The 25822-nt window shown below is 65.5% G+C and carries 25 protein-coding genes and 1 tRNA gene; 12 read left to right on the forward strand and 14 right to left on the reverse strand.

Annotated features, from left to right (window positions below; genetic code table 11):
* Nucleotides 1–53 precede the first annotated feature (53 nt).
* The gene (locus tag AAG801_RS14580) at nucleotides 54–1289 is read left to right on the forward strand and encodes a pyridoxal-phosphate dependent enzyme (RefSeq protein WP_341889018.1); all 1236 of its coding nucleotides are present in this window, start codon (nucleotides 54–56) and stop codon (nucleotides 1287–1289) included.
* 21 nt (nucleotides 1290–1310) lie between these two features.
* Here the strand turns inward: AAG801_RS14580 and AAG801_RS14585 are convergent, their stop codons facing one another.
* Complete coding sequence (locus AAG801_RS14585; RefSeq protein WP_056578205.1) at nucleotides 1311–1619, reverse strand: DciA family protein; 309 nt, start codon at nucleotides 1617–1619, stop codon at nucleotides 1311–1313.
* 204 nt (nucleotides 1620–1823) lie between these two features.
* Between AAG801_RS14585 and secA the strand changes: the two genes are divergently transcribed.
* The 5 genes from secA to AAG801_RS14610 are packed head-to-tail and all read left to right on the forward strand — an operon-like array spanning nucleotide 1824 to nucleotide 9199.
* Nucleotides 1824–4610, forward strand: coding sequence for a preprotein translocase subunit SecA (secA, locus tag AAG801_RS14590; protein ID WP_192193341.1), 2787 nt, complete (start codon nucleotides 1824–1826; stop codon nucleotides 4608–4610).
* Nucleotides 4611–4640: 30 nt separating this feature from the next.
* Nucleotides 4641–5870, forward strand: a complete 1230-nt coding sequence (gene argJ / locus AAG801_RS14595; protein WP_341889019.1) for a bifunctional glutamate N-acetyltransferase/amino-acid acetyltransferase ArgJ — start codon at nucleotides 4641–4643, stop codon at nucleotides 5868–5870.
* Nucleotides 5867–6742, forward strand: coding sequence for an ATP-binding protein (locus tag AAG801_RS14600; RefSeq protein ID WP_099792377.1), 876 nt, complete (start codon nucleotides 5867–5869; stop codon nucleotides 6740–6742). Before argJ ends, AAG801_RS14600 begins: the two co-directional genes overlap by 4 nt.
* Complete coding sequence (locus tag AAG801_RS14605) at nucleotides 6739–7197, forward strand: NUDIX domain-containing protein (protein WP_341889020.1); 459 nt, start codon at nucleotides 6739–6741, stop codon at nucleotides 7195–7197. Before AAG801_RS14600 ends, AAG801_RS14605 begins: the two co-directional genes overlap by 4 nt.
* A 37-nt stretch (nucleotides 7198–7234) precedes the next feature.
* On the forward strand, nucleotides 7235–9199 hold the full coding sequence (locus tag AAG801_RS14610; RefSeq protein WP_341889021.1) for an acyltransferase family protein: 1965 nt from the start codon (nucleotides 7235–7237) through the stop codon (nucleotides 9197–9199).
* Nucleotides 9200–9242: 43 nt separating this feature from the next.
* Here AAG801_RS14610 and AAG801_RS14615 read toward each other — a convergent pair whose 3' ends face one another.
* From AAG801_RS14615 to AAG801_RS14660, 10 genes are all read right to left on the reverse strand, one after another.
* Nucleotides 9243–9467, reverse strand: coding sequence for a DNA gyrase inhibitor YacG (locus AAG801_RS14615; RefSeq protein ID WP_341889022.1), 225 nt, complete (start codon nucleotides 9465–9467; stop codon nucleotides 9243–9245).
* The gene (gene zapD / locus AAG801_RS14620; protein ID WP_101488967.1) at nucleotides 9464–10219 is read right to left on the reverse strand and encodes a cell division protein ZapD; all 756 of its coding nucleotides are present in this window, start codon (nucleotides 10217–10219) and stop codon (nucleotides 9464–9466) included. The genes AAG801_RS14615 and zapD overlap by 4 nt, the downstream gene beginning before the upstream one ends.
* 36 nt (nucleotides 10220–10255) lie before the next feature.
* Complete coding sequence (locus tag AAG801_RS14625; RefSeq protein WP_341889023.1) at nucleotides 10256–11281, reverse strand: hypothetical protein; 1026 nt, start codon at nucleotides 11279–11281, stop codon at nucleotides 10256–10258.
* A gap of 6 nt (nucleotides 11282–11287) precedes the next feature.
* Nucleotides 11288–12781 (reverse strand): MBOAT family protein, encoded by a 1494-nt coding sequence (locus tag AAG801_RS14630; protein ID WP_341889024.1) that lies wholly within the window; start codon nucleotides 12779–12781, stop codon nucleotides 11288–11290.
* 76 nt (nucleotides 12782–12857) lie between these two features.
* Nucleotides 12858–13469, reverse strand: coding sequence for a dephospho-CoA kinase (gene coaE / locus AAG801_RS14635; RefSeq protein ID WP_341889025.1), 612 nt, complete (start codon nucleotides 13467–13469; stop codon nucleotides 12858–12860).
* A gap of 13 nt (nucleotides 13470–13482) precedes the next feature.
* Nucleotides 13483–14448 (reverse strand): A24 family peptidase, encoded by a 966-nt coding sequence (locus AAG801_RS14640; RefSeq protein WP_341889026.1) that lies wholly within the window; start codon nucleotides 14446–14448, stop codon nucleotides 13483–13485.
* Nucleotides 14448–15677: a type II secretion system F family protein gene (locus AAG801_RS14645; RefSeq protein WP_341889027.1), complete on the reverse strand. Its 1230-nt coding sequence runs from the start codon at nucleotides 15675–15677 to the stop codon at nucleotides 14448–14450. The genes AAG801_RS14640 and AAG801_RS14645 overlap by 1 nt, the downstream gene beginning before the upstream one ends.
* Nucleotides 15678–15701: 24 nt before the next feature.
* Nucleotides 15702–17435 carry a type IV-A pilus assembly ATPase PilB gene (gene pilB, locus AAG801_RS14650; RefSeq protein ID WP_341889028.1) on the reverse strand — a complete coding sequence of 578 codons (1734 nt, stop codon included), beginning with the start codon at nucleotides 17433–17435 and terminating at the stop codon, nucleotides 15702–15704.
* 115 nt (nucleotides 17436–17550) lie between these two features.
* Nucleotides 17551–17627, reverse strand: a tRNA-Pro gene (locus AAG801_RS14655).
* A 49-nt stretch (nucleotides 17628–17676) separates the two neighbouring features.
* Entirely contained in the window at nucleotides 17677–18669 is a 993-nt protein-coding gene (locus AAG801_RS14660; RefSeq protein ID WP_101488973.1) for a polyprenyl synthetase family protein, read from the reverse strand.
* Between the two features lie 182 nt (nucleotides 18670–18851).
* Between AAG801_RS14660 and rplU the strand changes: the two genes are divergently transcribed.
* The 4 genes from rplU (at nucleotide 18852) to proB (ending at nucleotide 21806) form a co-directional block, all read left to right on the forward strand.
* Complete coding sequence (gene rplU / locus AAG801_RS14665; protein WP_042578903.1) at nucleotides 18852–19163, forward strand: 50S ribosomal protein L21; 312 nt, start codon at nucleotides 18852–18854, stop codon at nucleotides 19161–19163.
* A 12-nt stretch (nucleotides 19164–19175) separates the two neighbouring features.
* Nucleotides 19176–19436 (forward strand): 50S ribosomal protein L27, encoded by a 261-nt coding sequence (gene rpmA / locus AAG801_RS14670; RefSeq protein WP_013543198.1) that lies wholly within the window; start codon nucleotides 19176–19178, stop codon nucleotides 19434–19436.
* 73 nt (nucleotides 19437–19509) lie between these two features.
* Nucleotides 19510–20586 carry an Obg family GTPase CgtA gene (cgtA, locus tag AAG801_RS14675; protein ID WP_341889029.1) on the forward strand — a complete coding sequence of 359 codons (1077 nt, stop codon included), beginning with the start codon at nucleotides 19510–19512 and terminating at the stop codon, nucleotides 20584–20586.
* 80 nt (nucleotides 20587–20666) lie between these two features.
* Nucleotides 20667–21806: a glutamate 5-kinase gene (proB, locus tag AAG801_RS14680; RefSeq protein ID WP_192193330.1), complete on the forward strand. Its 1140-nt coding sequence runs from the start codon at nucleotides 20667–20669 to the stop codon at nucleotides 21804–21806.
* A gap of 34 nt (nucleotides 21807–21840) precedes the next feature.
* Here proB and AAG801_RS14685 read toward each other — a convergent pair whose 3' ends face one another.
* A complete protein-coding gene (locus AAG801_RS14685) occupies nucleotides 21841–22434 on the reverse strand; it encodes a CNP1-like family protein (RefSeq protein WP_341889030.1) in 594 nt (197 codons plus the stop codon).
* Nucleotides 22382–23050, reverse strand: a complete 669-nt coding sequence (locus tag AAG801_RS14690) for an RNA pyrophosphohydrolase (protein WP_099792345.1) — start codon at nucleotides 23048–23050, stop codon at nucleotides 22382–22384. Before AAG801_RS14690 ends, AAG801_RS14685 begins: the two co-directional genes overlap by 53 nt.
* A 135-nt stretch (nucleotides 23051–23185) precedes the next feature.
* Between AAG801_RS14690 and AAG801_RS14695 the strand changes: the two genes are divergently transcribed.
* Both AAG801_RS14695 and AAG801_RS14700 read left to right on the forward strand, forming a co-directional pair.
* Nucleotides 23186–24931 (forward strand): proline--tRNA ligase, encoded by a 1746-nt coding sequence (locus AAG801_RS14695; RefSeq protein WP_341889031.1) that lies wholly within the window; start codon nucleotides 23186–23188, stop codon nucleotides 24929–24931.
* Nucleotides 24928–25596, forward strand: a complete 669-nt coding sequence (locus AAG801_RS14700; RefSeq protein ID WP_341889032.1) for a lytic transglycosylase domain-containing protein — start codon at nucleotides 24928–24930, stop codon at nucleotides 25594–25596. The genes AAG801_RS14695 and AAG801_RS14700 overlap by 4 nt, the downstream gene beginning before the upstream one ends.
* A gap of 10 nt (nucleotides 25597–25606) precedes the next feature.
* Here AAG801_RS14700 and AAG801_RS14705 read toward each other — a convergent pair.
* Nucleotides 25607–25822 (reverse strand): transporter associated domain-containing protein (locus AAG801_RS14705; protein ID WP_341889033.1); only part of this gene is annotated, 216 nt, incomplete at its 5' end.

The raw sequence follows: 25822 nt of genomic DNA on the forward strand, positions 1-25822 counted from the left end.
TTTGGTTGATTTTGAATAAGATTCCGTCACATTTATTAACGAGTCAACGATCCGTGACCCCATCGCCCGTTCTGGACTTCAAGTTCACCGCACCGCCGGAGAGCCCCGCGCAGACCTTCCTGCCGGGCCGGCCGGCCGGGGTGCTCGGCCGCTCGTTCACGCCGGAGCGCAATCCGCGCCTGCAGGGGCTGCAGTGCCTGCGCTGCGACACGCTGTACCCGGTCACGCTCGCGAACGATGGCTGCCCGGCCTGCCGGCAGGCCGGCTTTCACGTCGGGCTGCGCGCGAGCTACCGGCCCGGCGGCGCGGACGTGGTGCCGATGCCGTATGTGCAGGGCTTTTCGCTCGGCGAGGGGAACACGCCGCAGCACGAAATGCCCGAGCTGGCGCAACAGTTCGGCGTGGCGCGCCTGAGCATCAAGGACGAATCGCGCAACCCGACCGGCTCGCCCAAAGACCGGCTGACCGCGATGGGCGTGGCCCAGGCGCTGGACGCCGGCGCCCACACGCTGGTGCTCGCCTCGTCGGGCAACACGGCGGTGTCGGCGGCGCACTACGCGTGGGCTGCGGGGCTCGGTTGCGAGGTGGCCACTTACGAGGCGATGCCCGCCACCTATGCGCGCCAGCTCGACGCGCTGGGCGCGCGGCGCTATGTGTTCGCCGACAACACCGGCCGCTGGGGCTTCGTGCGCGAGCGTTCGCAGTACCCGGGCTATTTCGCGCTCTCCAACTACCGCCTGCCGGCGCTCGGCAGCGCGCCCTTGGGCGTGGAGGGCTACAAGGCCATCGCCGAAGAGTGCCTGCAGGACGGCGGCCTGCCCGACCACGTGGTCGTGCCGACCGGGCGCGGCGACATGGCCTGGGGCATTTATGCCGGCTTTCGCGACCTGCTGGCGGCGGGGCGCATCGCGCGCCTGCCGCGGATGTGGCTGGTCGAGCCTTTTCCGAGGCTGTCGCGCGTGCTTGGCGGTGGCGCGCTCAACGGCAGCTATCCCGGTCGCACGGCGCAGCTGTCGAGCGCAGGCGCGACGGTCACGTATCTGCAATGGCAGGCTGCGACGGCCAGCGGCGGCGGTGCCGTGGTGGTGGGCGACGACGAGGCCCGCGCGGCGCGGCGGCTGCTCACTGCGGCCGGCGTGAGCGCCGAGCTGGCGGCGGCGGCGGGCCTGGGGGCGGTGCGGCAACTGCGCGAGGCCGAGACCATCGCGGCCGATGCGCACGTCGTGCTGGTGCTGACCTCCGACGCGTCGAGCGATCCGAGCTGGCCCGACCGCGCTGTTGCCGCTTGAAGCGGTGTGCGGCCCCGGGGCTCAGCGCCCCGTGTACACCTTGATGCGGATCGTCGCGACGTCCCAGCCCCGGTTCTTCAGGCGCGTGACCAGCATCGGCGACAGCTGGCGCAGCTTGGCCGCCGCGGCGCTGCCCTTGACCAGCAGGCACCACACGTCGCCCTCGGCCGGCCCCGGCTGGATGGCCGCGCGCATGGCCGGCGGAATCAACCCTTCGATGGCTTTCAGCCGCTCCGCGGTGTCCCGCGCGCGCGCCATCAGGCTCCCCAGGGTGGGGGCGCCTGCCGCAGCTTCGTGCAGTGAAATGGCGGGGGGAAGTCGGCGATACATGGGTAATCCAGGGGTTAGAAACAAGACAGCTAAAATGCCCGGTTTGCCGACGCTTGCGTCGGCGTTTGTTCCGGAACGGGGCCATCCGACTTCGAGACTTGCCAAGCTTGCATTCGAAGAAGGTGCGCCCAACTGCTTTCACCATATCTTAGGGAATCCGGTCGCAGTGCCTGTCGTGTCAGGTGCCCGCCCCTCTCCACGCCCATGGCAACCAACTTCCTGACCCAGATCTTCGGCAGTCGCAACGACCGGCTCCTCAAGCAGTATCGCAAGACGGTGACGCGCATCAATGCGCTCGAACCCGAGTTCGAAAAGCTCAGCGACGACGCGCTGCGCGCCAAGACGCAGGAATTCAAGGACCGCGTCGCCAAGGGCGAAAGCCTCGACGACCTGTTGCCCGAAGCCTTCGCCACCGTGCGTGAAGGCTCCAAGCGCGTCATGAAGATGCGCCACTTCGACGTCCAGCTGCTCGGCGGCATGGCGCTGCACAACGGCAAGATCTCCGAAATGCGCACCGGCGAAGGCAAGACGCTGACCGCCACGCTGCCCGTGTACCTGAACGCGCTGTCCGGCAAGGGCGTGCACGTGGTCACGGTGAACGACTACCTGGCCAACCGCGACGCGACCTGGATGGGCCGCCTGTACAACTTCCTGGGCCTGTCGGTCGGCATCAACCTGCCGCAGATGCCGCGCGAAGAGAAGCAGGGCGCCTACGGCAGCGACATCACGTACGGCACGAACAACGAGTACGGCTTCGACTACCTGCGCGACAACATGGTCTACGAGCCCGGCGACCGGGTGCAGCGCGGCCTGAACTTCGCGATCGTCGACGAGGTGGACTCCATCCTGATCGACGAGGCCCGCACGCCGCTGATCATCAGCGGCCAGGCCGAAGACCACACCGACCTGTACCTGGCGATCAACAAGGTGGTGCCGCTGCTCACGAAGCAGGAAGGCGAAGCCGATCCGCGCACGGGCGAGGGCGTCACGGTGCCCGGCGACTTCACGGTCGACGAGAAAACCCATCAGGTGTTCCTGACCGAAGACGGCCACGAGAACGCCGAGCGCATCCTGGGTGAGCTCAAGCTGATTCCCGAAGGCGCGTCGCTGTACGACCCGGCCAACATCACGCTGATGCATCACCTGAATGCCGCGCTGCGTGCCCGTCACCTGTACCACCGCGACCAGCACTACGTGGTGCAGCAGGGCGAAGTGGTCATCGTCGACGAATTCACCGGCCGCCTCATGAGCGGTCGCCGCTGGAGCGACGGCCTGCACCAGGCCGTGGAAGCCAAGGAAGGCGTCGAGATCCAGGCCGAGAACCAGACGCTGGCCTCGATCACCTTCCAGAACTACTTCCGCCTGTACGGCAAGCTGGCCGGCATGACCGGCACGGCCGACACCGAAGCCTACGAGTTCCAGGAAATCTACGGTCTCGAGACCACCATCATTCCGCCGAACCGCATCAGCAAGCGCGACGACCAGCTCGACCGCGTCTACAAGACGACGCGCGAGAAGTACGAAGCAGCCATCCAGGACATCCGCGAGTGCTACGAGCGCGGCCAGCCGGTGCTGGTGGGCACCTCGTCGATCGAGAACTCGGAAATCATCGACGCCCTGCTCGAGAAGGCAGGCCTGCCGCACCAGGTGCTGAACGCCAAGCAGCACGCCCGCGAAGCCGACATCGTCGCGCAGGCCGGTCGCACGAAGATGATCACCATCGCGACCAACATGGCCGGTCGCGGCACCGACATCGTGCTGGGCGGCAACATCGAGAAGATGATCGAGGCGATCGAGAACGACGAAGGTCGCGACGCCGCCACCAAAGAGGCCGACATTGCGCACGTGCGCGCCGAATGGACCAAGGACCACGAGTTCGTGAAGTCGCTGGGCGGCCTGCGCATCATTGCCACCGAACGTCACGAATCGCGCCGCATCGACAACCAGTTGCGCGGCCGTTCGGGCCGCCAGGGCGACCCGGGTTCGTCGCGCTTCTACCTGAGCCTGGACGATCCGCTGATGCGCATCTTCGCGGGCGACCGCGTGAAGGCGATCATGGATCGCCTGAAGATGCCCGATGGCGAAGCCATCGAGGCCGGCATCGTCACGCGCAGCATCGAGAGCGCGCAGCGCAAGGTCGAGGCGCGCAACTTCGACATCCGCAAGCAGCTGCTCGAGTACGACGACGTGTCGAACGACCAGCGCAAGGTGATCTACCAGCAGCGCAACGACATCCTCGACGCGGCCGACCTCACGGCGCAGATCGCGGCGCTGCGCGAAGGCTGCTTCACCGACCTCGCGCGCCAGTACGTGCCGCGCGAATCGGTCGAAGAGCAGTGGGACCTCGAGAACCTCGAGAAGAGCCTGTTCAGCGAGTGGGGCATCGACATGCCGCTCAAGCAGCAGGTCGAGGCCGCCGACGCCATCTCCGACGAAGAAGTGGTCGAGAAGATCGTGGCCTACGCCAACGAGAGCTTCGACGCCAAGGTCACGCTGATCGGCCAGGAGAACTTCACCCAGTTCGAACGCATGGTGCTGCTGCAGAGCATCGACACCCACTGGCGCGAACACCTGGCCTCGCTCGACTACCTGCGCCAGGGCATTCACCTACGCGGCTATGCGCAGAAGCAGCCCAAGCAGGAATACAAGCGCGAGGCCTTCGAGCTCTTCGGTCAGCTGCTCGACTCGGTCAAGAACGAAGTCACGCGACAGCTCATGACGGTGCGCGTGCAATCGGGTGAACAGCTCGAGCAGGCGGCCGAAGAAATGGAAAGCCGCGGCGAGAACGTCTCGAACATCACCTACACCGCGCCCACCGAGACGGGCGAGGTCGAGGTGCGCGTCGACGAAGAGAACCAGCGTCGCCTCGCGGCCGTCGGCACCGGTGCCCTGAGCGCCGAAGCCGCCGCCTTTGCGCGCGTCGGCCGCAACGACCCCTGCCCCTGCGGCAGCGGCAAGAAGTACAAGCAGTGCCACGGCAAGCTGAGCTGAAGCCCCGCACCTTTCATTGAGAGAAATTCCATGCCCGTGAACCTGTCCGCTCCCGATCCCGCCGCCCTGTTCGCGGTGCCCGGCGTCCGCATCGGCGTGGCCGAAGCCGGCGTGCGCAAGGCCAACCGCAAGGACCTGACCGTCGTGCTGATCGACGAAGGTTCGGCGGTCGGCGGCGTGTTCACGCAGAACCGTTTCTGCGCCGCGCCCGTGCAAGTCTGCCGCGACCACCTGGCCGCCAACTACGGCATCCGCGCGATGGTGATCAACACCGGCAACGCCAACGCCGGCACCGGCGAAGACGGCCTGATGCGCACGCGCTCGACCTGCATCGCGTTGGCGCGCCACCTGGAGCTGGCACCCGAGCAGATCCTGCCGTTCTCGACCGGCGTGATCATGGAGCCACTGCCCGTGGACCGCATCGAAGCCGGCCTGCCGGCCGCGCTGGCCGACGCGTCGGAAAACAACTGGGGCCGTGCCGCCGAAGGCATCATGACCACCGACACGATCCCGAAGGCGTTCAGCCGTCAGGTGAAGATCGGTGGCGCCACCGTCACCATCACCGGCATCAGCAAGGGCGCCGGCATGATCCGCCCGAACATGGCGACCATGCTCGGCTTCATGGCGACCGACGCGAAGATCGACCCGTCGCTGATCCAGCCGCTGGCCAAGCAGTTGGCCGATGCCTCGTTCAACCGCGTGACCATCGACGGCGACACCTCGACCAACGATTCGTTCGTGGTCATCGCCACGCAGAAGGCCGCGCACGCGACCATCACCTCGCTCGACTCGGCCGACGGCCAGGCGCTCGTGGCCGCGATGCGCGACGTGGCCCGCCTGCTGGCGCAAGCCATCGTGCGCGACGGCGAAGGCGCGACCAAGTTCATCACCATCCAGGTCGACGGTGGCAAGGACACGGCCGAGTGCCGCCAGGTGGCTTATGCCGTGGCGCATTCGCCGCTGGTCAAGACCGCCTTCTTCGCCAGCGACCCGAACCTGGGCCGCATCCTGGCGGCCGTCGGCTACGCCGGCATTGCCGACCTCGACCAGACCGGCATCGACCTGTTCCTGGACGACGTGCATGTGGCGGTGAAGGGCGGGCGCAACCCGTCGTACCGCGAGGAAGACGGCCAGCGCGTGATGAAGCAGAGCGAAATCACCGTGCGCATCGGCCTGGGCCGCGGCACCGCCAGCGAAACCGTGTGGACCTGCGACTTCAGCCACGAGTACGTGACCATCAACGCCGACTACCGGTCATGAACGAGCAATTCCAGAAGCTGATCGAGCGCGCCGAGCAGCTCATCGGCCGCATCGAATCGATCCTGCCGCAGCCGCTGTCGGCGCCCCCTGACTGGAACGCGTCCATCGCCTGGCGCTACCGCCGTCGCAACTCCGGCCATGGCGTGCTGGAGCCCGTGAAGCACGTGGCCACGATGGCGCTTGATTCGCTGAAGGAAATCGACGTCCAGAAGGAAAAGATCGAGCGCAACACGCGCCAGTTCGTCGAAGGCAAGCCGGCCAACAACGTGCTGCTGACCGGCGCACGCGGCACGGGCAAGTCGTCGCTGATCCGCGCCTGCCTGCAGGCCTATGCGCCGCAGGGCCTGCGCCTGATCGAAGTCGACAAAGCCGAGCTGGTCGACCTGCCCGACATCGTCGAGGTGGTGTCGCAGCGTCCCGAGAAGTTCATCGTCTTCAGCGACGACCTGAGCTTCGACGAGGGCGAGCCGGGCTACAAGGCGCTCAAGTCGATCCTTGACGGCTCGATTGCCGCCTCGACGCCCAACGTGCTGATCTACGCGACCAGCAACCGGCGCCACCTGCTGCCCGAGTACATGAAGGACAACCTCACGTACAAGCACACGGACGACGGCGAGGTGCATCCGGGCGAAGTGATCGAAGAGAAGATTTCGCTGTCGGAGCGCTTCGGCCTCTGGGTGAGTTTCTACCCCTTCAGCCAGAACGAATACCTGACGATCGTGGGCCAGTGGCTCTCGTCGTTCGGCGTCGACGACGCGGCCATTGCCGCAGCGCGGCCCGAGGCGCTCGTGTGGGCGCTGGAGCGCGGCTCGCGCAGCGGCCGCGTGGCCTACCAGTTCGCGCGCGACTACGCAGGGCGGGCCGGCGCGTGAGCGACGCTGTGGAATCGGCGCGCAAGCACACCGAAGTGGCCGTCGGCGTGCTGATCCGTCTGGCCGACGATGCGCTGCTGCTCACCACCCGACCCGAAGGCAAGGCCTACGCGGGCTACTGGGAGTTTCCGGGCGGCAAGATCGAAGCCGGTGAAACGGTCGAAGAAGCCCTGCGCCGCGAGTTGCAGGAAGAGCTGGGCATCACCATCGGCGGCGCCGAGGTCTGGAAGGTCACCGAGCACGACTACCCGCATGCGCTGGTGCGCCTGCACTGGTGCAAGGTGACGGACTGGACCGGCGAATTCGAAATGCGCGAGAGCCAGGCGATGGCCTGGCAGCAACTGCCGCTCGACGTGGCGCCGGTGTTGCCGGGCGCGCTGCCGGTGCTGGCGTGGCTGGTCGAGGAGCGCGGCCTGCCCGCGTCGGCCGCCGAGGCGGTGTCGACCGTCGCCTGACGACGCACGGCACGACCGTGGTCGAGAAGTAAGAGATATGCATCCCAAGTACCGTGCCGACATCGACGGCTTGCGCGCCGTGGCCGTGGCCTCGGTGGTCATCTTCCACGCGTTTCCGAAGCTGCTGCCTGGCGGCTTCATCGGTGTCGACATCTTCTTCGTGATCTCGGGCTTCCTGATCACGACGATCATCATGCAGAGCCACGCGGCCGGCGATTTCAGCTACCGCGATTTCTATGCACGCCGCATCCGCCGCATCTTTCCGGCGCTGATGCTGGTGCTGACGGGCGTGCTCGCCTTCGGCTGGTACGTGCTGCTGAACAAGGAGTTCCTCGAGCTGGGCAAGCAGGCGCTAGGCGGCGTGGGCTTCGTGGCCAACTTCGTCTTCTGGAGCGAGGCCGGCTACTTCGACACGGCTGCCGAGACCAAGCCGCTACTGCACCTGTGGTCGCTGGGCATCGAAGAGCAGTTCTATATTTTCTGGCCGCTGCTGCTCGGCCTGGCCTGGCGCCGACGCTGGCCGATCGTGCGGGTGTTGTGGGTGCTGGCGGTGGTGTCGTTCCTCATCAACGTGACGACGATCCACCCGTTTCGCACGGCCGCTTTCTATTCGCCGGCCTCGCGCTTCTGGGAGCTCATGGTGGGCGGCATCCTGGCCTGCATGCGGCTCAAGCCGTCGGTGCCGAACGTCTGGCGCAGCCATGTGCAGTCGGTGCTGGGCGTGGGCCTGATCGTGCTCGGCCTCGTGATGATCCGCAGCGACAAGGCCTTCCCCGGCTGGTGGGCGCTGCTGCCGACGCTGGGCGCGGTGAGTTGCATCGCGGCCGGCCCGACGGGCGTACTGAACAAATACTTCCTCTCGAACCGCGTGATGGTGTGGATCGGCCTCATCAGCTATCCGCTGTACCTGTGGCACTGGCCGCTGCTGGTGTACGCGCGGATCGTCAAGGGCGCGGAGCCGTCGGTGGGCACGCGCGTGACGATGGTGGTGGCGAGCGTGCTGCTGGCCTGGCTGACCTACCGCTTCATCGAACGGCTCACGCGGGCTCGCGTCGGCGTGGGCATGCTGCGCACACTGGTGGGAACGGGCGCCTTCGTGGCCGTGGCCGGCGTGGCCGTATTGAACGGCTTGCCGGCGCGCCACAACAGCGAGCTGCTGCAGAAGGTGACCGACGCGACGGTGGACGGCGACTACTACAGTGGCTTCTCCTCGGAAAACGTCGGACCGTACGCGGTGAACCGCATCGGCAACGGCGCCCGCAAGGTGCTGCTGATAGGCGACAGCCACGTCATCGAATACGGCCCGCGCGCCGCAGAGCTGGCGCGCATCGCGCCCGAGCGCATGGCGACCACGTACTTCTTCACCTACGGCGCATGCCCGGCCATTCCGAACGTCTTCGCCGAGCAGAACCCCGGCTGCGGCCCGGCCCGCGACCAGTGGATGGCGATGGCGCGCGACCCGCAGATCGACACCGTGGTGATCGGGAGCTGCTGGAACTGCTACTTCACGGGCGAGTTCCCGCTGGACTACGTGCTGCGCGAGAACGGCGCCTCGCTCTCCCTGACCCGCGGCGACCGCGGCGGCATCGAGCCCTCGCTGGTGGCGTTGCAGGCGTGGGTGACCGAGCTGGTCAAGCAGAAGAAAAAGGTCTATCTGTTGCTCGACAACGCGCTGGGCGACGACTTCGAACCCCGTCGCATGATCGAGGGCAGCCGCCTGCGCACGCTGTCGGTGGTGGGAAATTCGCCGACAGCGCCTGTGCTGGCCGACCAGGTGAAGCTCAACCAGCGGCTGCTGCAGATCGCGGCTGCCAGCGGTGCGGAAGCGATCGACGTGCTGGGCGCCCTGTGCAAGGACGGCCAGTGCCCGCGGACGATGCCCGACGGTGCGCCGGCCTACAAGGACCACGGCCATCTGCGGCCTGCGTTCACGCGGCAGTTCGCGACTTACCTGGACAAGGTGTTCCTGGAAGAGGGCGTGCAGCCCGCGACGGCCAACTGACGACGAGCCCGCAGCCTGGGGCTGCGGTGCCGGGCAGCCCAAGCTACTGCGTCGTCAGTTTGGGGTCGCCGAAAGGCTCTTCGTCGGGCGGTGCCTCCGCCGGCATCCTGAATTCTTCGCTGGCCCAGGCGCCGAAGTCGATGCCCTTGCAGCGCGCGCTGCAGAACGGCCGGAACGGGTTGCGCTCGGCGTAGATGCTGTCGCCGCCGCAGTTCGGGCAGCGGACGATGCGTTCGTCTTCTTTCTTCTTGCTCACACCGGGCCTCATGCGCAGAGGGTCAGTTCGAAGGGGGTGTCTTGTGTGCTCGCGTGCAGGCGGTCGTCGGCTTCGTGCCGCATGAGCCGCACGGAGACCATGAGTCGGTTGCCGCTGATTTCCGGGACGAGGCCCAGCTTGGGATCGATGCGCAGCCGCAGCAGCTGGAAGCTGCGCCCCTGCGGCAGGTTCTGCTGGAACTGCCCATGGGTGGCGATCACCTTGTAGGGCACGTCGGCGTCGCGCAGCAGCTTGAGCAGCAGGTAGATCGACGAGGCCAGTGGCGACAGCGTGTTCGACCAGCGTTCCAGGTCGGCGCGGCGGCTGGGCGGGGCGCGATGCTGCCACGCGTAGTAGGCGGGCAGGTCGAATTCGCAGGTGCCGCCCGGAATGCCGGCGCGGCTGCGGATGCTCATGAGCCACTCGTTCTCGGTGAGTGACTGTCCCGCCTTGCCGGCCACGCCGTTGAGCGCGCTGAAGTTGCGTTCGAGCTGGTCGACGACCTGGTTCAGCACGGTCTCGGCGATGGCCGGATTGCCCCGGTAGCTGTTGAAGACGTTCTTGTGCTTGTCGAGGTCGCGCAGCACGTCGGCCTTGAGGTCGGCGCGCGCCGCCACATCCATGATCTCGAAAATCGTGACCAGGGCGTAGTGGTGCGAAAGCGGCGATTCCGAGGGCACCAGTTCCCCGAGGCGGCGGAACAGATGCTCCAGCCTCAGGTACGTGCGGATGCGCTCGTTGAAGGGGTACTCGTAGAGGATCACGCGTATTTGTCGGTTTCCTGTCGCGGAATCATAACTTCAGGGCGATTTCGAAGGGGGTGTGGGCATCACTTCGCGCACGGCGGCCAGCATGCGCTCGCCGAGTGCGAGCTGTCCGTGCATGGACATGTGCGTGTCGTTCGAGAAGTAGAAGTCGCGGATCTGCGTGTGCTTTTCGCGGGTGAAGGCGTAAAGGTCGGGGCCGAGCTTCGCGTCGCGGAAGCCGCTTTCGAAGTCTTTCGAGAAGTCGGGCTTGATGTAGACCGTCGTCTTGTTGGGCACCACCATCCACAGGATCGGGAGGGTGCTGTGCGCCTGGGTGAAGGTCTTCATTCGCGCCAGCGTCTCGGGGGTCAACGGGCCATTGTCTTCGTCTTCCTGGAAGAACGGCATCCGGTCGCACTGGCGATGCGAGAAGAATTTGCAACCGTCGGGTACTTTCCTTACCCAGGTGTCACGGTCGAAATAGGTGTCTACCGGCGAGTTCTTGGCCTTCCAGGTGTGGTAGTAGGTGACGACGCCGGTCATGTACTGCACTTCCCAGTTGGGCGCGAAGGCCGGCACGGTCTCGTCGGGCTCGATCAGGGGCTCGGCCTTGGCGCTGTACGGGAAGATGGTCTTGCCGTCCTTGCAGCGCTCGCTGTAGCGCATGCGCATGTCCAGCAGGCGCTCCACGCTTTCGATAATGACCAGCTTGCCCTTGAAGCCGGAGTCGTGGACCCACTGGCTGAAGTCGCCGCACAGCGATTCGCCGTACTGGCCCCAGTAGGAGGTCGAGACGCGGTAGCCGGCCTTGGCGAGCACGGACTGCCAGCGGTGCGTCATGGAAAAGCTGTCGCCGACGACCATCACGTCCGCTTGTTCGATGGGCGTGCTGGCGAGGTAGACCGGGTCGACCTTGGGCGGCGGGTCGCGCCAGCCGAACTCGCGCTCGGACAGCCGTCCGATGCGCGTGAGGTCGCCGTAGGGGACCGGGCTGGTCAGCGAAATGATCCACAGGGCCATCAGGACGAAGTAGCCGATGAGGAAGAAGCGCAGCCAGACTTTCGCGGGCGTCGTCGTCATGTCGAATCAGAATTGGAAATAGAGGAAGGGGCTGTAGCCGCCCAGCTTCGAAACACACCACGCGAACAGTGCGAAGGTACCGATGGCGAGCACCGCGGTCGACAGGCGGGCCATCACAGGGCGGCCGGCCATCGACTTCGGATGGGGAATCCAGCGCTCCAGGGTGATGGTCGGCGGCAGCGTCAGGCAGATGACGATCGCCACCAGCATGAGCTGGAAGAACTCGGGCTTGCGGAACGGCACCTTGCCGAACTCGCTGAACGCCGACGCCGGCGCGCCGTGCATGCCCAGCATGCCCTTGTAGATGGACATGGCCGTGGTCATGCCGTCGGCGCGGAAGACGATCCAGGCCACCACCACGCACAGGAAGGTCAGCAGCCAGCCCAGCACGCGCGCGATGCGGCCCGGGGTGGCGTTGCGACGGACCTTGGCGTTCCAGAGGTGGTTGATCATCAGGAACGCGCCGTGCATCGCACCCCAGACCACGTAGGTCCAGGCCGCGCCGTGCCACAGGCCGCCCAGCAGCATGGTGAGAAACAGGTTCAGGTAGCGCCGTGCCGGGCCCTTGCGGTTACCGCCCAGCGGCACGTAGAGGTAGTCGCGCAGGAAGGTCGACAGCGAGATGTGCCAGCGGCGCCAGAACTCGATGATGTTGGTCGACTTGTAAGGTGAGCGGAAGTTGAGCGGCAGCTGCACGCCCAGGCACATCGAGAGGCCCACGGCCATGTCCGAGTAGCCCGAGAAGTCGAAATAGATCTGCAGCGTGTAGGCCAGCGCGCCAAACCATGCGGTGTACAGCGTGGGCTCGATGCCCTTGTGAACGCCGTTGAACATCAGGTCGGCGTACTGCCCCATGGGGTCGGCGATCAGCAGCTTCTTGGCCAGGCCGAAGACGAAGATCGCAATGCCGATGGCGACCTTGTTCGGGTCCACGCGGTAGGTCGCGGGGTTCGCGAACTGCGGCATCATCTGCGCGTGGTGCAGCACCGGGCCCGCGATCAGGTGCGGGAAGTAGGTGACGAACAGCATGTAGTGGATGAAGCTGCGCTCGTGCACCTTGCCCTGCCAGCAGTCGACCAGGAAGGCGATCTGCGTGAAGGTGTAGAACGAGATGCCGATCGGCAGCACGATGTGCACCAGATCGATTGGCGTCATACCTGCCGCGACCAGCCCCGCGTCGACGTTTTCCAGGAAGAAGTTGGCGTACTTGAAGACGGCCAGCACGCCCAGGTTGATCACCAGCGCAGCGATCAACAGCGTCTTGCGCTTGCGGTCGTTGCGGCCCGGCGCGGGCGTCAGCTGCAGGCCGAACCAGTAGTTGACGCAGATCGAGCCCAGCAGCAGCGGCAGGGCCTGCACGCTCCACCAACCGTAGAAGAACAGCGAAGCCAGTCCGAGGAAGCCCGCGGCGGCGCGGGTGTTGCGTTTGCCGATCAGGAAGAACCCGATCAGGACCAGCGGGAAATAGACAAAAATGAAGGGATACGAGTTGAAAAGCATCTCGGGGAGGGCACTGCAGTGGCGAGCGCCTTTTTGTCGTAATCGTTATAGAGCCGCCGGGGCGGCTGGTCTCGGATTATCGCGTGGTGGCCGCGGCCCACAGCTTCCAGAGACCCCGCACCTCGGTGCCTAGTTCCGCGAGCGTCAGCGACTCGTTGTAAATCACGGCGTCGGCGGCGGCCCGGCGTGCCTTGCGCGGGGCCTGCTGGGCGATCACGGCACGCACGGCTTCGGGCGTCCAGCCCGAGCGCGTGACCACGCGCTGCAGTTGCGTTTCTTCCCGGGCATCGACCACCAGCACGCGGTCCACGAGGGCGCGCCAGCGGCCGGATTCGACCAGCAGGGGCACATCGAACACGACGATGGCATCGCCGCCGGCCACCGCTGCCTGACGCTGGGTTTCGGTGCCGATCAGCGGGTGCAGGATGGCTTCGAGGCGGGCCTTGGCGCCCGCATCGGTGAACACCAGCTGGCGCATGGCAGCTCGGTCGAGGCTGCCGTCGGGGGCGATGACTGAAGGGCCGAACGCGGCCTCAAGGGCGGGCATCGCGATGCCGCCGGCCTGCGCGATGCTGCGAGCGATGGCGTCGGTGTCGACCAGCACCGCCCCTTCGGCCATCAGCAGCGACGCGACCGTGCTTTTGCCGCTGCCGATACCGCCGGTCAGGCCGATGCGTTTCACCGCCATGCCGTTGTCGAGCCTAGAGAGCCAAGGCCCCGAAAGGGAAGGCGAAAGGAATCCACTGCTTCACGACGGCGGGACCGGCCACGAGGCAGATCAGCCCGGCACCGGCCAGGAAGGGGCCGAAGGCGATGGGGATGTCCTTGTGGGCCAGCTTGCCGGCGAAGCGCAGCGTCAGGCCGATCACGGCGCCCACCACTGACGACACGAGGATGATCGCGATGAGGTAGTCGGCGCCGAGCCAAGCGCCCAAAGCAGCGAGCAGTTTGAAGTCCCCATGTCCCATGCCTTCCTTGCCTGTGGCCAGGCGGTAGCCATGGTACACAAGCCACAGGCTCAGGTAGCCGAAGACGGCGCCCCAGACGGCGGCATTCAGGGCGACGCCGGTCCAGCCCATGGCGGCACCGATCAGGCCCAGCCAGAGCAGCGGATAGTTCAACGCATCGGGCAGGAACTGCGTGTCGAAGTCGATCAGGAACTGGCAGATCAGCACGGCGCCGAAAGCTGCCCAGAGCGCGCCCGTGGGGGTGATGCCGAAGCGATGCGCGCACAGGGCGAACAGCGCGCCGGTGATCAGTTCGACGAGGGGGTAGCGAAGGCTGATCGATGTTTTGCAGCTGGCGCATCGGCCGCGCAGCAGAAGGTAGCTCAGCACCGGGATGTTCTGGTACCAGCGAATCCGATGGCCGCACGCACCGCAGCGCGAAGCAGGGCGCGAAAGGTCGAAAGGTGGCAGCTTCTCGAGGGCTTCCGCCGCCTTGTCGGCCGCCGCTTCGAGACCCGCGGGCGGCACCGACTTCGGGCCGAAGACCAGCGACCAGAGCGAGGGCATGTCCTTCGATGACATGAGGTTGGCGACCGCATCGCTCAGCCAGCCCCGGTACATCATGACGGGGGTGCGATAGATCACCACATTCAGGAAGCTGCCGATCAATAGCCCCAGCACACCGGCCAATGCGGTGTCGAACCCTTGCGACACCAGCATCAGACGACCTGGCCGAGCTTGAAGATGGGCAGGTACATCGACACCACGATGCCACCGATGATGACGCCCAGGAACACGATGATGATGGGTTCCATCAGGCTGGAGAGACCGGCGACCATGTCGTCAACTTCAGACTCGTAGAAGTCCGCGGCCTTGCCGAGCATGTGATCGATCGAGCCTGATTCTTCACCGATGGCGGTCATCTGGATCACCATCGAAGGGAACAGGTTGACGTTGGTCATGGCCGTCGTCAGGCTGGTGCCGGTCGAGACTTCCTGTTGGATCTTGGCGGTGGCATCGCCGTACACCGAGTTGCCCGAGGCGCCACCCACGGAGTCGAGGGCCTCGACCAGCGGAACGCCGGCCGCGAACATGGTGGCGAGCGTGCGGGTCCAGCGGGCCACGCAGGATTTCTCGATCAGCGTGCCGAAGATGGGAATGCGCAGCAGCAGGCGGTCCATGACTTTCTGGACGCGCTCGTTGCGCTTCCAGGCCTGGAGGAAGAAGTAGATGCCGCCACCGATCACGCCGAAGATCAGCCACCAATAGGAAACAAAAAACTCGCTGATCGCCATCACGATCAACGTCGGTGCGGGCAGGTCGGCGCCGAATGAAGAGAACACCTGCTTGAACGCGGGAATCACGAAGATCATGATGATCGCGACCACCACGAAGGCCACGACGACCACCGAGGTCGGATACATCAGCGCCGACTTGATTTTCGACTTGATCGCCTCGGTCTTCTCCATGTAGGTGGCCAGGCGATCGAGCAGGTCTTCCAGAATACCGGCCGCTTCACCGGCTTCCACCAGGTTGCAATACAGGTTGTCGAAGTACTTCGGAAACTTGCGGAAGGCCGCCGACAGCGACGTGCCGGTCTCGACATCGCTGCGGATGTCGTTCAGCAGCTTGGCGACGCTCGGGTTGGCGTTGCCGCGGCCGACGATGTCGAAGGACTGCAGCAGCGGCACGCCGGCTTTCATCATGGTCGCGAGCTGGCGCGTGAAGATCGCAATGTCCTTGGGCTTGATCGACTTGCCCGAACGCATGCGGCGCTTCTTGATCTTGGACGCCAGCACGCCTTGGCGGCGCAGTGCCGCTTGCACCTGGTTTTCCCCGGCGGCGCGAAGTTCGCCACGCACCAGCTTGCCGTTGCGGTCCTTGCCTTCCCATTCGAAGACGAATTCCTTGTGCGTGACCTGGGAGCGGGAGGATGCCACTGTTGCCATTCGATCTCCGGTTCAGTGTGTTCGTTATAGGTTGGTGCAGGCCACGACTTCTTCGAGCGAAGTGAGGCCCTGCATGACTTTGCGAAGACCCGACTGGCGCAGCGAGCGCACGCCTTCGGCTTCGGATTGGTTCGCGATGTCCAGTGCGCTGCCATCGCGCAGGATGATTTCCTGGATGGCTTCCGTAATCGGCATCACCTGGTAGATGCCGACCCGGCCCTTGTAGCCGCCGCTGCAGGCGGCGCAGCCAACCGGGCGGTATGGCTTCCAGGTGCCGTTGATGTCTTCCTCGTTGAAGCCGGCCTCGAGCAGGGCTTCGCGCGGGATGTCGATCGGCGTGCGGCACAGCATGCACAGCCGGCGCGCAAGGCGCTGCGCGGTGATCAGGATCACGCTCGACGCGATGTTGAACGGTGCGATGCCCATGTTGCGCATGCGCGTCAGCGTGGTCGGGGCGTCGTTGGTGTGGAGCGTCGACAGCACCAAGTGGCCGGTCTGTGCGGCCTTGATCGAGATGTCGGCGGTTTCGAGGTCGCGGATTTCGCCGACCATGATGATGTCGGGATCCTGCCGCAGGAAGGCGCGCAGCGCGGCCGCGAAGGTCAGTCCGGCCTTCTCGTTGACGTTGACCTGGTTGACGCCGGGCAGGTTGATTTCCGACGGGTCTTCCGCCGTCGCGATGTTGACGCCCGGCTGATTCAGCAGGTTCAAGCAGGTGTAGAGCGACACGGTTTTGCCCGAGCCCGTGGGGCCAGTCACCAGCACCATGCCGTAGGGACGGCCGATGGCATGAAGGAGCCGTTCTTTCTCGTCGGCGTCGTAGCCCAGAGCATCGATGCCCATGCGCGCGCTGCTCGGGTCCAGGATACGCACGACGATCTTCTCGCCGAACAGCGTGGGCAGCGTGCTCACGCGAAAGTCGATCACGCGGTCGGGCCCGATCTTGAGCTTCATGCGGCCGTCTTGCGGCACGCGCTTTTCCGAGATGTCGAGCCGCGAAATGACCTTGATGCGCGAGGCCAGCTTGTCCTTGATGACCGTGGGCGGGCTGGCGATTTCGCGCAGTTCGCCGTCGACCCGGAAGCGCACCCGGTAGTGGTGTTCGTAGGGCTCGAAGTGGATGTCCGAGGCCCGCATGCTCACTGCGTCGAGCAGCATCTTGTGCAGGAAACGCACCACGGGTGCGTCTTCGACTTCGGCGATGGCCTGTTCGTTCGCGTCGCCCGAGGTGTCGGCTGTGACATCGTCGAACTCGAATTCTGTGCCGACGATGCTGTTGATCGTTTCCGCAGCGCTCGCGGCGGCGGCTTCGATCATGCGCGAGAGTTTGTCGTACTCCGCGATGACCCAGTCCACGCCCATCTGCGACGCGAACTTGATCTTCTCCGCAGCCTGCTGGTCCGAGGGGTCGGCTGTGGCGACGATCAGGCGGTTGTTGCGCTTGCTGAGAACGACGATGCGGTAAGCGTGGCAGAGCTTCGGATCGAGCAGGTCCTTGGGTAGGCGCTGGTGATCGATGGCATCGAGGTCGAGCAGCGGAGCGCCGAAGGCGCTCGACAGGGTGTGTGCGAGGTCCGCGGCCGAGACGGCGCCGGTGCCGGTCAGTTCGGCGATGAAGCTCGTGCGGCCGCTCAGCGACTTCTGATAGATCTCTTCGGCCGATTTCGCTGCAAGCTTGCCGGCGGACACCAAGGCGCGCGCCAAGCCGGGAAGGGCGATCTGCGTAGTTTCTTTAACGGGAATTTCGGCAGCGGCCATTCAGCGAATGCAAAAGATGTGAAAAAGTGCTTCACGATCATCGCTGAACACGCCTGTGCTGTAAATCGTTACACAGCAACAGGAGCTGACATTAACTGGACCAGTCGAGAAAAACTGGTCGGGGTGAGAGGATTCGAACCTCCGGCCTCTACGTCCCGAACGTAGCGCTCTACCAGGCTAAGCTACACCCCGATTGGTTGCAAAAATGAAATCGTCCTAGAGGCCAACTCTGGTGAGGTGTTCAGGCACGTCGCTCAAGCAACTGAGCCGCTAATTGTAGCAAACCTGAAGCGTGCAAATTCGACGGAAGGTCGCGCAACGCGTGAATTGCGCGTTCGGCCTCTGCGGCTGCGGCGGCGCGCGAAGCTTCCAGGGCGCCGGTTTCGCGAACGATCTCGACGATTTTTCCCAGCTGCGCGGTGTCACCGGCCTCGATGGCCGCGCGCACCAGTGCGCTCTGCTCGGGCGTGCCACGCTGCATGGCGAAGATCAGCGGCAAGGTGGTCTTGCCTTCGCGCAAGTCGTCGCCGACGTTCTTCCCGGTTTCGTGGGCGTCGCCCGCGTAATCAAGTACGTCATCGATCACCTGGAAGGCCGTGCCCAGTGCCTGTCCATAGGTGGCGCAGGCTTCTTCGACTTCGGGCGTGGTGCCGGCCAGCACGGCCGCCAGCCGGGTGCTCGCCTCGAAGAGTTTGGCGGTCTTGGAGCGGATGACGCGCAGGTAGGCCGCTTCGTCCAGCGAGGCGTCATGCATGTTCATCAACTGCAGCACTTCGCCTTCAGCGATCACGTTGGTCGCTTCGGCCAGGATCTGCATGATGCGCATGTTGTTTGCATCCAACATCATCTGGAAGGCGCGCGAGTACAGGAAGTCGCCCACCAGCACGCTGGCGGGGTTGCCGAAGGATTCGTTGGCGGTGGCGCGACCCCGGCGCAGAGTCGATTCGTCGACCACGTCGTCGTGCAGCAGTGTGGCCGTGTGGATGAACTCCACCACGGCGGCCAGATTGAAGCGCTGTTCGCCGGTGTAGCCGAGCGCGCCTGCCATGAGCAGCAGCAGCGCCGGCCGCAGCCGCTTGCCGCCGGCCGAAATGATGTATTGCGAAACCTGGCTGACCAGTGGGACGCCGGTGTTCAGGCGCTGGGCGATCACACGGTCGACTTCGACCATGTCGCCGGCAATCAGGTCCAGCACAGTGGCGGTGGGGGAGGTGTCGGCGGCGGGAACTGGCAAAGCGAAGGCGCGGGGCGCTGCGAAGATGAGGGCGGCCCTGGAGGCCGGAACGCCGGAATTATAGGGAGCCGTGCACGAATCCCAGGCGTGTCTCAGAGTCGGGGTGGTGAGCGGTCGCAAAGCGCGCTATAATCTTGGGCTCTGCGGAATTCGCTGCGGGGACTCATTTCTAAGAGGTTTACATGTACGCGGTCATAAAAACCGGCGGCAAGCAATATCGCGTTGCTTCCGGCGAAAAAATTAAAGTAGAACAGATTGCTGCGGACGTAGGCCAGGAAATCGTGATCGACCAGGTTCTGGCTGTCGGAAACGGCGCTGAAATCAAGGTTGGCACGCCCCTGGTGTCCGGCGCAACGGTGACAGTCACGGTACTGTCGCACGGCAAGCACGACAAGGTCGGCATCTTCAAGATGCGCCGTCGCAAGCACTATCAAAAACGTCAAGGCCATCGCCAGCAGTTCACCGAACTGCAAATCGGCGCGATCGCCGGCTAAGGAGCACATTCCATGGCACAGAAAAAAGGCGGCGGCTCAACGCGAAACGGGCGCGATTCCAAGCCCAAGATGCTCGGCGTGAAGGCCTTCGGCGGCGAACTGATCAGCGCAGGCTCGATCATCGTGCGCCAGCGCGGCACCCAGTTCCACCCCGGCGTGAACGTCGGCGTGGGCAAGGACCACACGCTCTTCGCCCTGGTCGACGGCCATGTGTCGTTCGGTCACAAGGGTGCGCTGAACAAGCACATGGTCAATGTGACGCCCGCGGCCTAAGCCCCGCTAGTCACTTCGATCTTTCCGAGGCCCCGCATTGCCGGGGCTTCTTCATTTGTAAACTGGACATCCCATGAAGTTCGTCGACGAAGCCTTCATCGACATCGCCGCGGGCGATGGCGGCAACGGCTGCGTGTCGTTCCGACATGAGAAGTACAAAGAGTTCGGCGGCCCCAACGGCGGCGACGGCGGCCGTGGCGGCCACGTGTTCGCGGTGGCCGACTCGAACCTCAACACCCTGGTCGATTTCCGCTACTCGCGCCGGCACGAAGCCAGGCGCGGCGAGCACGGCATGGGCTCCGACATGTTCGGCGCCGCGGGCGATGACATCGTGCTCCGGATGCCGGTCGGCACGATCATCACCGACGCCGAAACCGGCGAGGTCTTGTACGAGATGCTGACGGAAGGTGAGGTCGTCACGATCGCCAAGGGCGGTGACGGCGGTTTCGGCAACATGCGCTTCAAGAGCGCGATCAACCGTGCGCCGCGCCAGAAGACGCCCGGCTGGCCCGGTGAGAAGAAGAGCCTCAAGCTCGAGCTCAAGGTGCTGGCTGACGTGGGCCTGCTGGGCATGCCCAACGCGGGCAAGTCGACCCTGATCAGCGCCATCTCGAACGCCCGTCCCCGTATCGCGGACTACCCCTTCACCACATTGCACCCCAACCTGGGTGTGGTGCGCGTCGGTCCGGAGCAAAGCTTCGTGGTCGCCGACCTGCCCGGCCTGATCGAAGGCGCGTCCGAAGGCGCCGGCCTCGGTCACCTGTTCCTGCGGCACTTGCAGCGCACGCGCCTGCTGCTGCACGTGGTCGATATGGCTCCGTTCGACGATGCCGTTGACCCGGTCGCCCAAGCCAAGGCCATCGTGGGCGAGCTGAAGAAGTACGATGCCGCGCTCTACGAAAAGCCGCGCTGGCTGGTGCTGAACAAGCTCGACATGGTGCCTGGCGACGAGCGCGTGGCACTGGTCAAAGACTTCGTCAAGCGCCTGCGCTTCAAGGGCCCGGTCTTCGAGATCTCGGCGCTCACGCGCGAAGGCTGCGAACACCTGATCAAGGCTGTGTACCAGCAGGTCAAGGCGCAGCAGGTGGCTGAACACGAAACCGTCGTGGTCGATCCGCGCTTCGTTCCGCTGCCGCCCGAAGGAAACTGAGGGCGTCGCGGCGCCTTCGGTGCTGCAAAATGGATAGCAAGCAGCGCAGGCTGCATCCCTGAAACACGCCTTCTTCCTTCATGACCTCGAATTCCGGTTCCACTGCCTTGCGGGATGCCCGCCGTATCGTCGTCAAGGTGGGCTCCAGCCTTGTGACCAACGAGGGGCGGGGCCTCGACGAAGCCGCCATCGGCGAGTGGTGCCGGCAGCTGGCGCAGCTGGTGCGCGACGGGCGCGAGGTGGTCATGGTGTCGAGCGGCGCCATCGCCGAAGGCATGAAGCGCCTCGGCTGGAAGACCCGGCCGCACGCGATCCACGAACTGCAGGCCGCAGCGGCCGTCGGGCAGATGGGCCTGGCCCAGATGTACGAGACCAAGCTGCGCGAGAACCAGATCGGTAGCGCGCAGGTGCTGCTGACCCATGCAGACTTGGCCGACCGCGAGCGCTACCTCAATGCACGCTCGACCCTCGTCACGCTGCTGCGCCTGGGCGTGGTGCCGGTCATCAACGAGAACGACACCGTCGTCAACGACGAGATCAAGTTCGGCGACAACGACACGCTCGGCGCGCTGGTCGCCAACCTGGTCGAGGCCGATGCGCTGATCATCCTGACCGACCAGAAGGGCCTGTACACGGCCGACCCGCGCAAGGACCCCGACGCCAAGTTCGTGCACGAAGCCGCTGCGGGCGATCCGGCGCTCGAAGCCATGGCGGGCGGTGCCGGCTCGAGCATCGGGCGGGGCGGCATGATCACCAAGATCCTCGCGGCCAAGCGCGCGGCGGGCTCCGGTGCTTCCACGGTCATCGCCTGGGGCCGCGAAGCCGACGCGCTGCTGCGGCTCACGCGCGGTGAATCCATCGGCACGCTGCTCGTGGCGCAGACCGCCAAGCACCAGGCGCGCAAGCGCTGGATGGCCGATCACCTGCAGCTGCGCGGTGCCGTCATCGTCGATGCCGGCGCGGCCGCGAAGGTGCGCGGCGAAGGCAAGAGCCTGCTGCCGATCGGCATGACGAGCGTGTCGGGTGAGTTCTCGCGCGGCGACGTGATCGCGGTGCGCGATGTCGACGGTGTCGAGCTGGCCCGCGGGCTGGCCAACTATTCGAGCGTGGAGGCCCGGCTGCTGTGCCGCAAGCCCTCGGCGGAATTCGAGCGGCTGCTGGGCTACGCTGCCGAGCCGGAGATGGTGCACCGCGACAACATGGTGTTGATGCCGGGTTGATCGCCAAGGCGGGGCGTGATGCCCCGCCGCCGGTTCACGGCATTTCGCGCAGCGGATTGCGGATGTTCTGCACCATCTCGTTGACCGAACTGCGCGGCGCGTTGCCGCGGCACAGGCCCTGCGACGCCAGCGCCGGCACATAGCTGGAGTTCATGTCCTTCACGCGCTTCCACTCGGGCGACTTCGTTTCCTGCCAGGCGCCGTTGTTGTAGCGGGCATAGCTCTTCATCTCTGCCGTCGAGCAGCGCACACCTTCGTAGAACGCATTGACCGCGCCACCGGCCCGGTTCTGTGCCACCACCACGTAACGCACGATGCCGTCCTTCGTGATGGCGATGGTGTTCGGGTCGACGCCGAACTTCAGCGTCATGTAGGGCGGCATCGCGATCGGCAGCAGACGTGCTTCGCTGAAGGCAGGCGGCGGCGGCACCGCGGTTTCTTCCCACTCCTTGTCCTGCTCCGTGCTCTTGGGTGCGGGCGGCGTGCCGGCCTGGGCCCAGTCGGGGTTGTCGGTGTCGTAGCCGCGGGAGGCGCAGGCGGCCAGCAGGCTGACGCAGGCGATGATGAGCGCACGCTCAGCGTGGCGTCGGGAAAGAAGAAGGCGCGCTGTTCTTGGGAGGAGGTTCATCGCTCGCAGAAGGAAGGTCGGGATGCGGATCGAAGCTGCCGCCGGGCGGCAGGTCGAGGCCCGCAGGTGCTCCATGGTCCAGCGTGTGGCGCTCGAATTCTCGGGCGCGCACGTTGCTGCGCAGGAAGCGGTTGCGGAAATCCTGCCGGGGCAGGTAGCGAGCAAGCTCGGTAAGCGCCATCTCGTAGACGCCGCGCTTGAACTCGACGACCACGTCGAGCGGGACCCAGTAGTCATGCCAGCGCCAAGCGTCGAATTCGGGATGGTCGGTGGCACGCAGGTTGAGATCCCAGTCGTGGCCGACAAGTTGCAGCAGATACCAGATCTGCTTCTGGCCTTTGTAGTGGCCCCGTGCGTCACGGCGGATGAACCGATCCGGCACCTCGTAGCGCAACCAGTCGCGGGTACGGGCCACGATGCGCACATGCTCCGGATGGAGCCCGACTTCCTCGTGCAGTTCCCGGAACATGGCTTGCTCGGGACTTTCGCCACGGTCGATGCCGCCTTGCGGAAACTGCCAGGAATGCGTGCGTATGCGCTTGCCCCAGAAAACCTGGTTTCTCTGGTTGAGCAGGATGATGCCGACGTTGGGCCTGAAGCCGTCCCGGTCGAGCATAATCAAACCCCAATTTTTGAACTGAGTCGATTATGCATGCCGGGTTGCCCTCGGCAAGCGACCGGTTCCGGGCTCTCAGGGTCTATCCGGGGTGCCTGTCTCCCTCCTCACTTCGAACCCACCTGCGCGATCCCGATGAAAGCTTCCCGATTTTTTGTCTCCACCCTGAAGGAAGCGCCCGCTGACGCGGAGGTCGCGAGCCATCGGCTCATGATGCGCGCCGGCATGATCAAGAAGCTCGGCACGGGCATCTACACGTACATGCCCATGGGCCTGCGCGTGATCCGCAAGGTCGAGGCCATCGTGCGCGAGGAAATGAACCGTGCCGGCGCCGTCGAGCTCGCGATGCCCGTGGTGCAGCCGGCCGAGTTCTGGCAGGAGACCGGCCGCTTCGACAAGATGGGCCCCGAGCTGCTTCGCATCAAGGACCGCCACGACCGCGACTTCGTGATCCAGCCGACCAGCGAAGAGGTGGTGACCGACATCGCGCGCCAGGAAATCCGCAGCTACAAGCAGCTGCCGAAGAATTTCTACCAGATCCAGACCAAGTTCCGCGACGAGCGCCGTCCGCGCTTCGGCCTGATGCGTGGGCGCGAGTTCATCATGAAGGACGCCTACAGCTTCGACCGCGACCTCGACGCGGCCAAGGCCAGCTACCAGATCATGGCGCAGGCCTACCGCAACATCTTCGACCGTTTCGGCCTGCGCTACCGCGCCGTCGCGGCCGACAGTGGCGCCATCGGCGGCGACCTGAGCGAAGAGTTCCAGGTGATCGCCGCCACCGGCGAAGACGCCATCGTCTACTGCCCCGACAGCACCTACGCGGCCAACATGGAAAAGGCCGAGGCGCTGGCCCCGGCCGGCCCGCGTCCTGCTGCCGCCAACGCGCTCGAGAAGACGCCTACGCCCGGCAAGGCCACCTGTGCCGATGTGGCCGAGCTGCTCGGCGTGCCGTTGGCCACCACGGTCAAGTCGCTCGTGCTGGCCACCGACGTCCTCGACGCGGCCGGCAACATCAAGGGCGCGCAAATCTGGCTGCTGCTGCTGCGCGGCGACCACGACATGAACGAGATCAAGGTCAGCAAGCTGCCCGGCCTCGACAAGGGCTTCCGCTTTGCCACCACCGCCGAGATCGACGAGCACTTCGGCTGCAAGCCGGGCTACCTCGGCCCACTGAACCTCAAGAAGCCCGTCAAGCTCGTGGCCGACCGCGAAGCCGCCGTGCTGGCCGACTGGATCACCGGCGCCAACGAGGTCGACTTCCACATGACCGGCGTCAACTGGGGCCGTGACCTGCCCGAGCCCGACCTGGTGGCCGACCTGCGCAACGTGGTCGCCGGTGACGCCTCGCCGGACGGCAAGGGCGTGCTGGCCATTGAGCGCGGCATTGAAGTGGGCCACGTCTTCGTGCTCGGCACCAAGTACAGCAAGGACATGAACGCCACCTACCTCGACGAAGGCGGCAAGCCGCAGTTCCTCGAGATGGGCTGCTACGGCATCGGCATCACGCGCCTGCCGGCTGCTGCCATCGAACAGAACCACGACGAGCGCGGCATCATCTGGCCCGACGCGCTGGCGCCGTTCACCGTGGTGGTCTGCCCGATCGGCATGGACCGCAGCCCCGAGGTCAAGGTCGCGGCCGAAGCGCTCTACGAAGAGCTGCTGGCCAAGGGTGTCGACGTGCTGCTCGACGACCGCGGCGAGCGCCCGGGCGCGATGTTTGCCGACTGGGAACTGATCGGCGTGCCGCACCGCGTGGTCATCTCCGACCGCGGCCTCAAGGAAGGCCAGCTCGAGTACCAGGGCCGGCGCGACACCGCGGCCACCAAGGTGCCTGCGGCCGGCATCGCCGACTTCATCGCCGGCAAGCTCGCGGCATGAGCGTGGCGGGCGGCTTGTCGCGACGCAGCTGCCTGCTGGGCAGCGCTGCGGCAGGCGCCCTGACGGTTCTGTCGCTGCCGCAAACGGCCTGGGCCGGCGCGCAGATCGAAGAGCCGCTGATCGATTCGGTGCGCACCGCGCTGAGTTCGGCCGTTCACAACAAGGCGCCGCCGGTGCCGCAGTTTGCCGACACCGAGGCCCGCCTCGCGTACCTGCGGTGGCTCGGCGAGATGAGCGAGCGCCTGCGCAAGAAAGTGGCCGATGCGTCCACGCGCATCGAGTTCCTGCAGACCGTCTGGTACGAGGCCAAGCGCTCGGGGCTCGACGTGAGCCTGGTGCTGGGCCTGATCCAGGTCGAGAGCAACTTCCGCAAGTTCGCGGTCTCCAGTGCGGGCGCGCGCGGCTACATGCAGGTGATGCCATTCTGGACCCGCGTGATCGGCGACAGCGACTCCGCCAAGCTGTTCCACATGCAGACCAACCTGCGCTTCGGCTGCGTGATCCTGCGCCACTACCTCGACCGCGAGAAGGGCGACCTGTTCATGACGCTGGGTCGCTACAACGGCAGCCGCGGTCGCGCGCCGTACCCGAACGCCGTGTTCGCGAACCAGCGGTTGTGGGCGTACGTCGACAAGGAACGCGAGCGCGATCGCTCGGCGGCCTGAGCGCAATCGCTCAGTCGACGACCACGGCCTTGGCGGTGGCCGAGCCCCTGGTCACCATCACCTGGTCGATGCGGTAACTGTCGACGTCCATCACCTCGAAGGTGTAGCCGCCCCAGGTCACGCTGTCCGTGCGCTTGGGCACGCGGCGCAGCATCACCATCAGGAAGCCTGCCAGCGTTTCGTATTCCTCGGCGTGCGGCAGCTCGTCGATGTGCAGCGCGCGCTG

The sequence above is a fragment of the Variovorax sp. YR752 genome, from assembly GCF_943372545.1.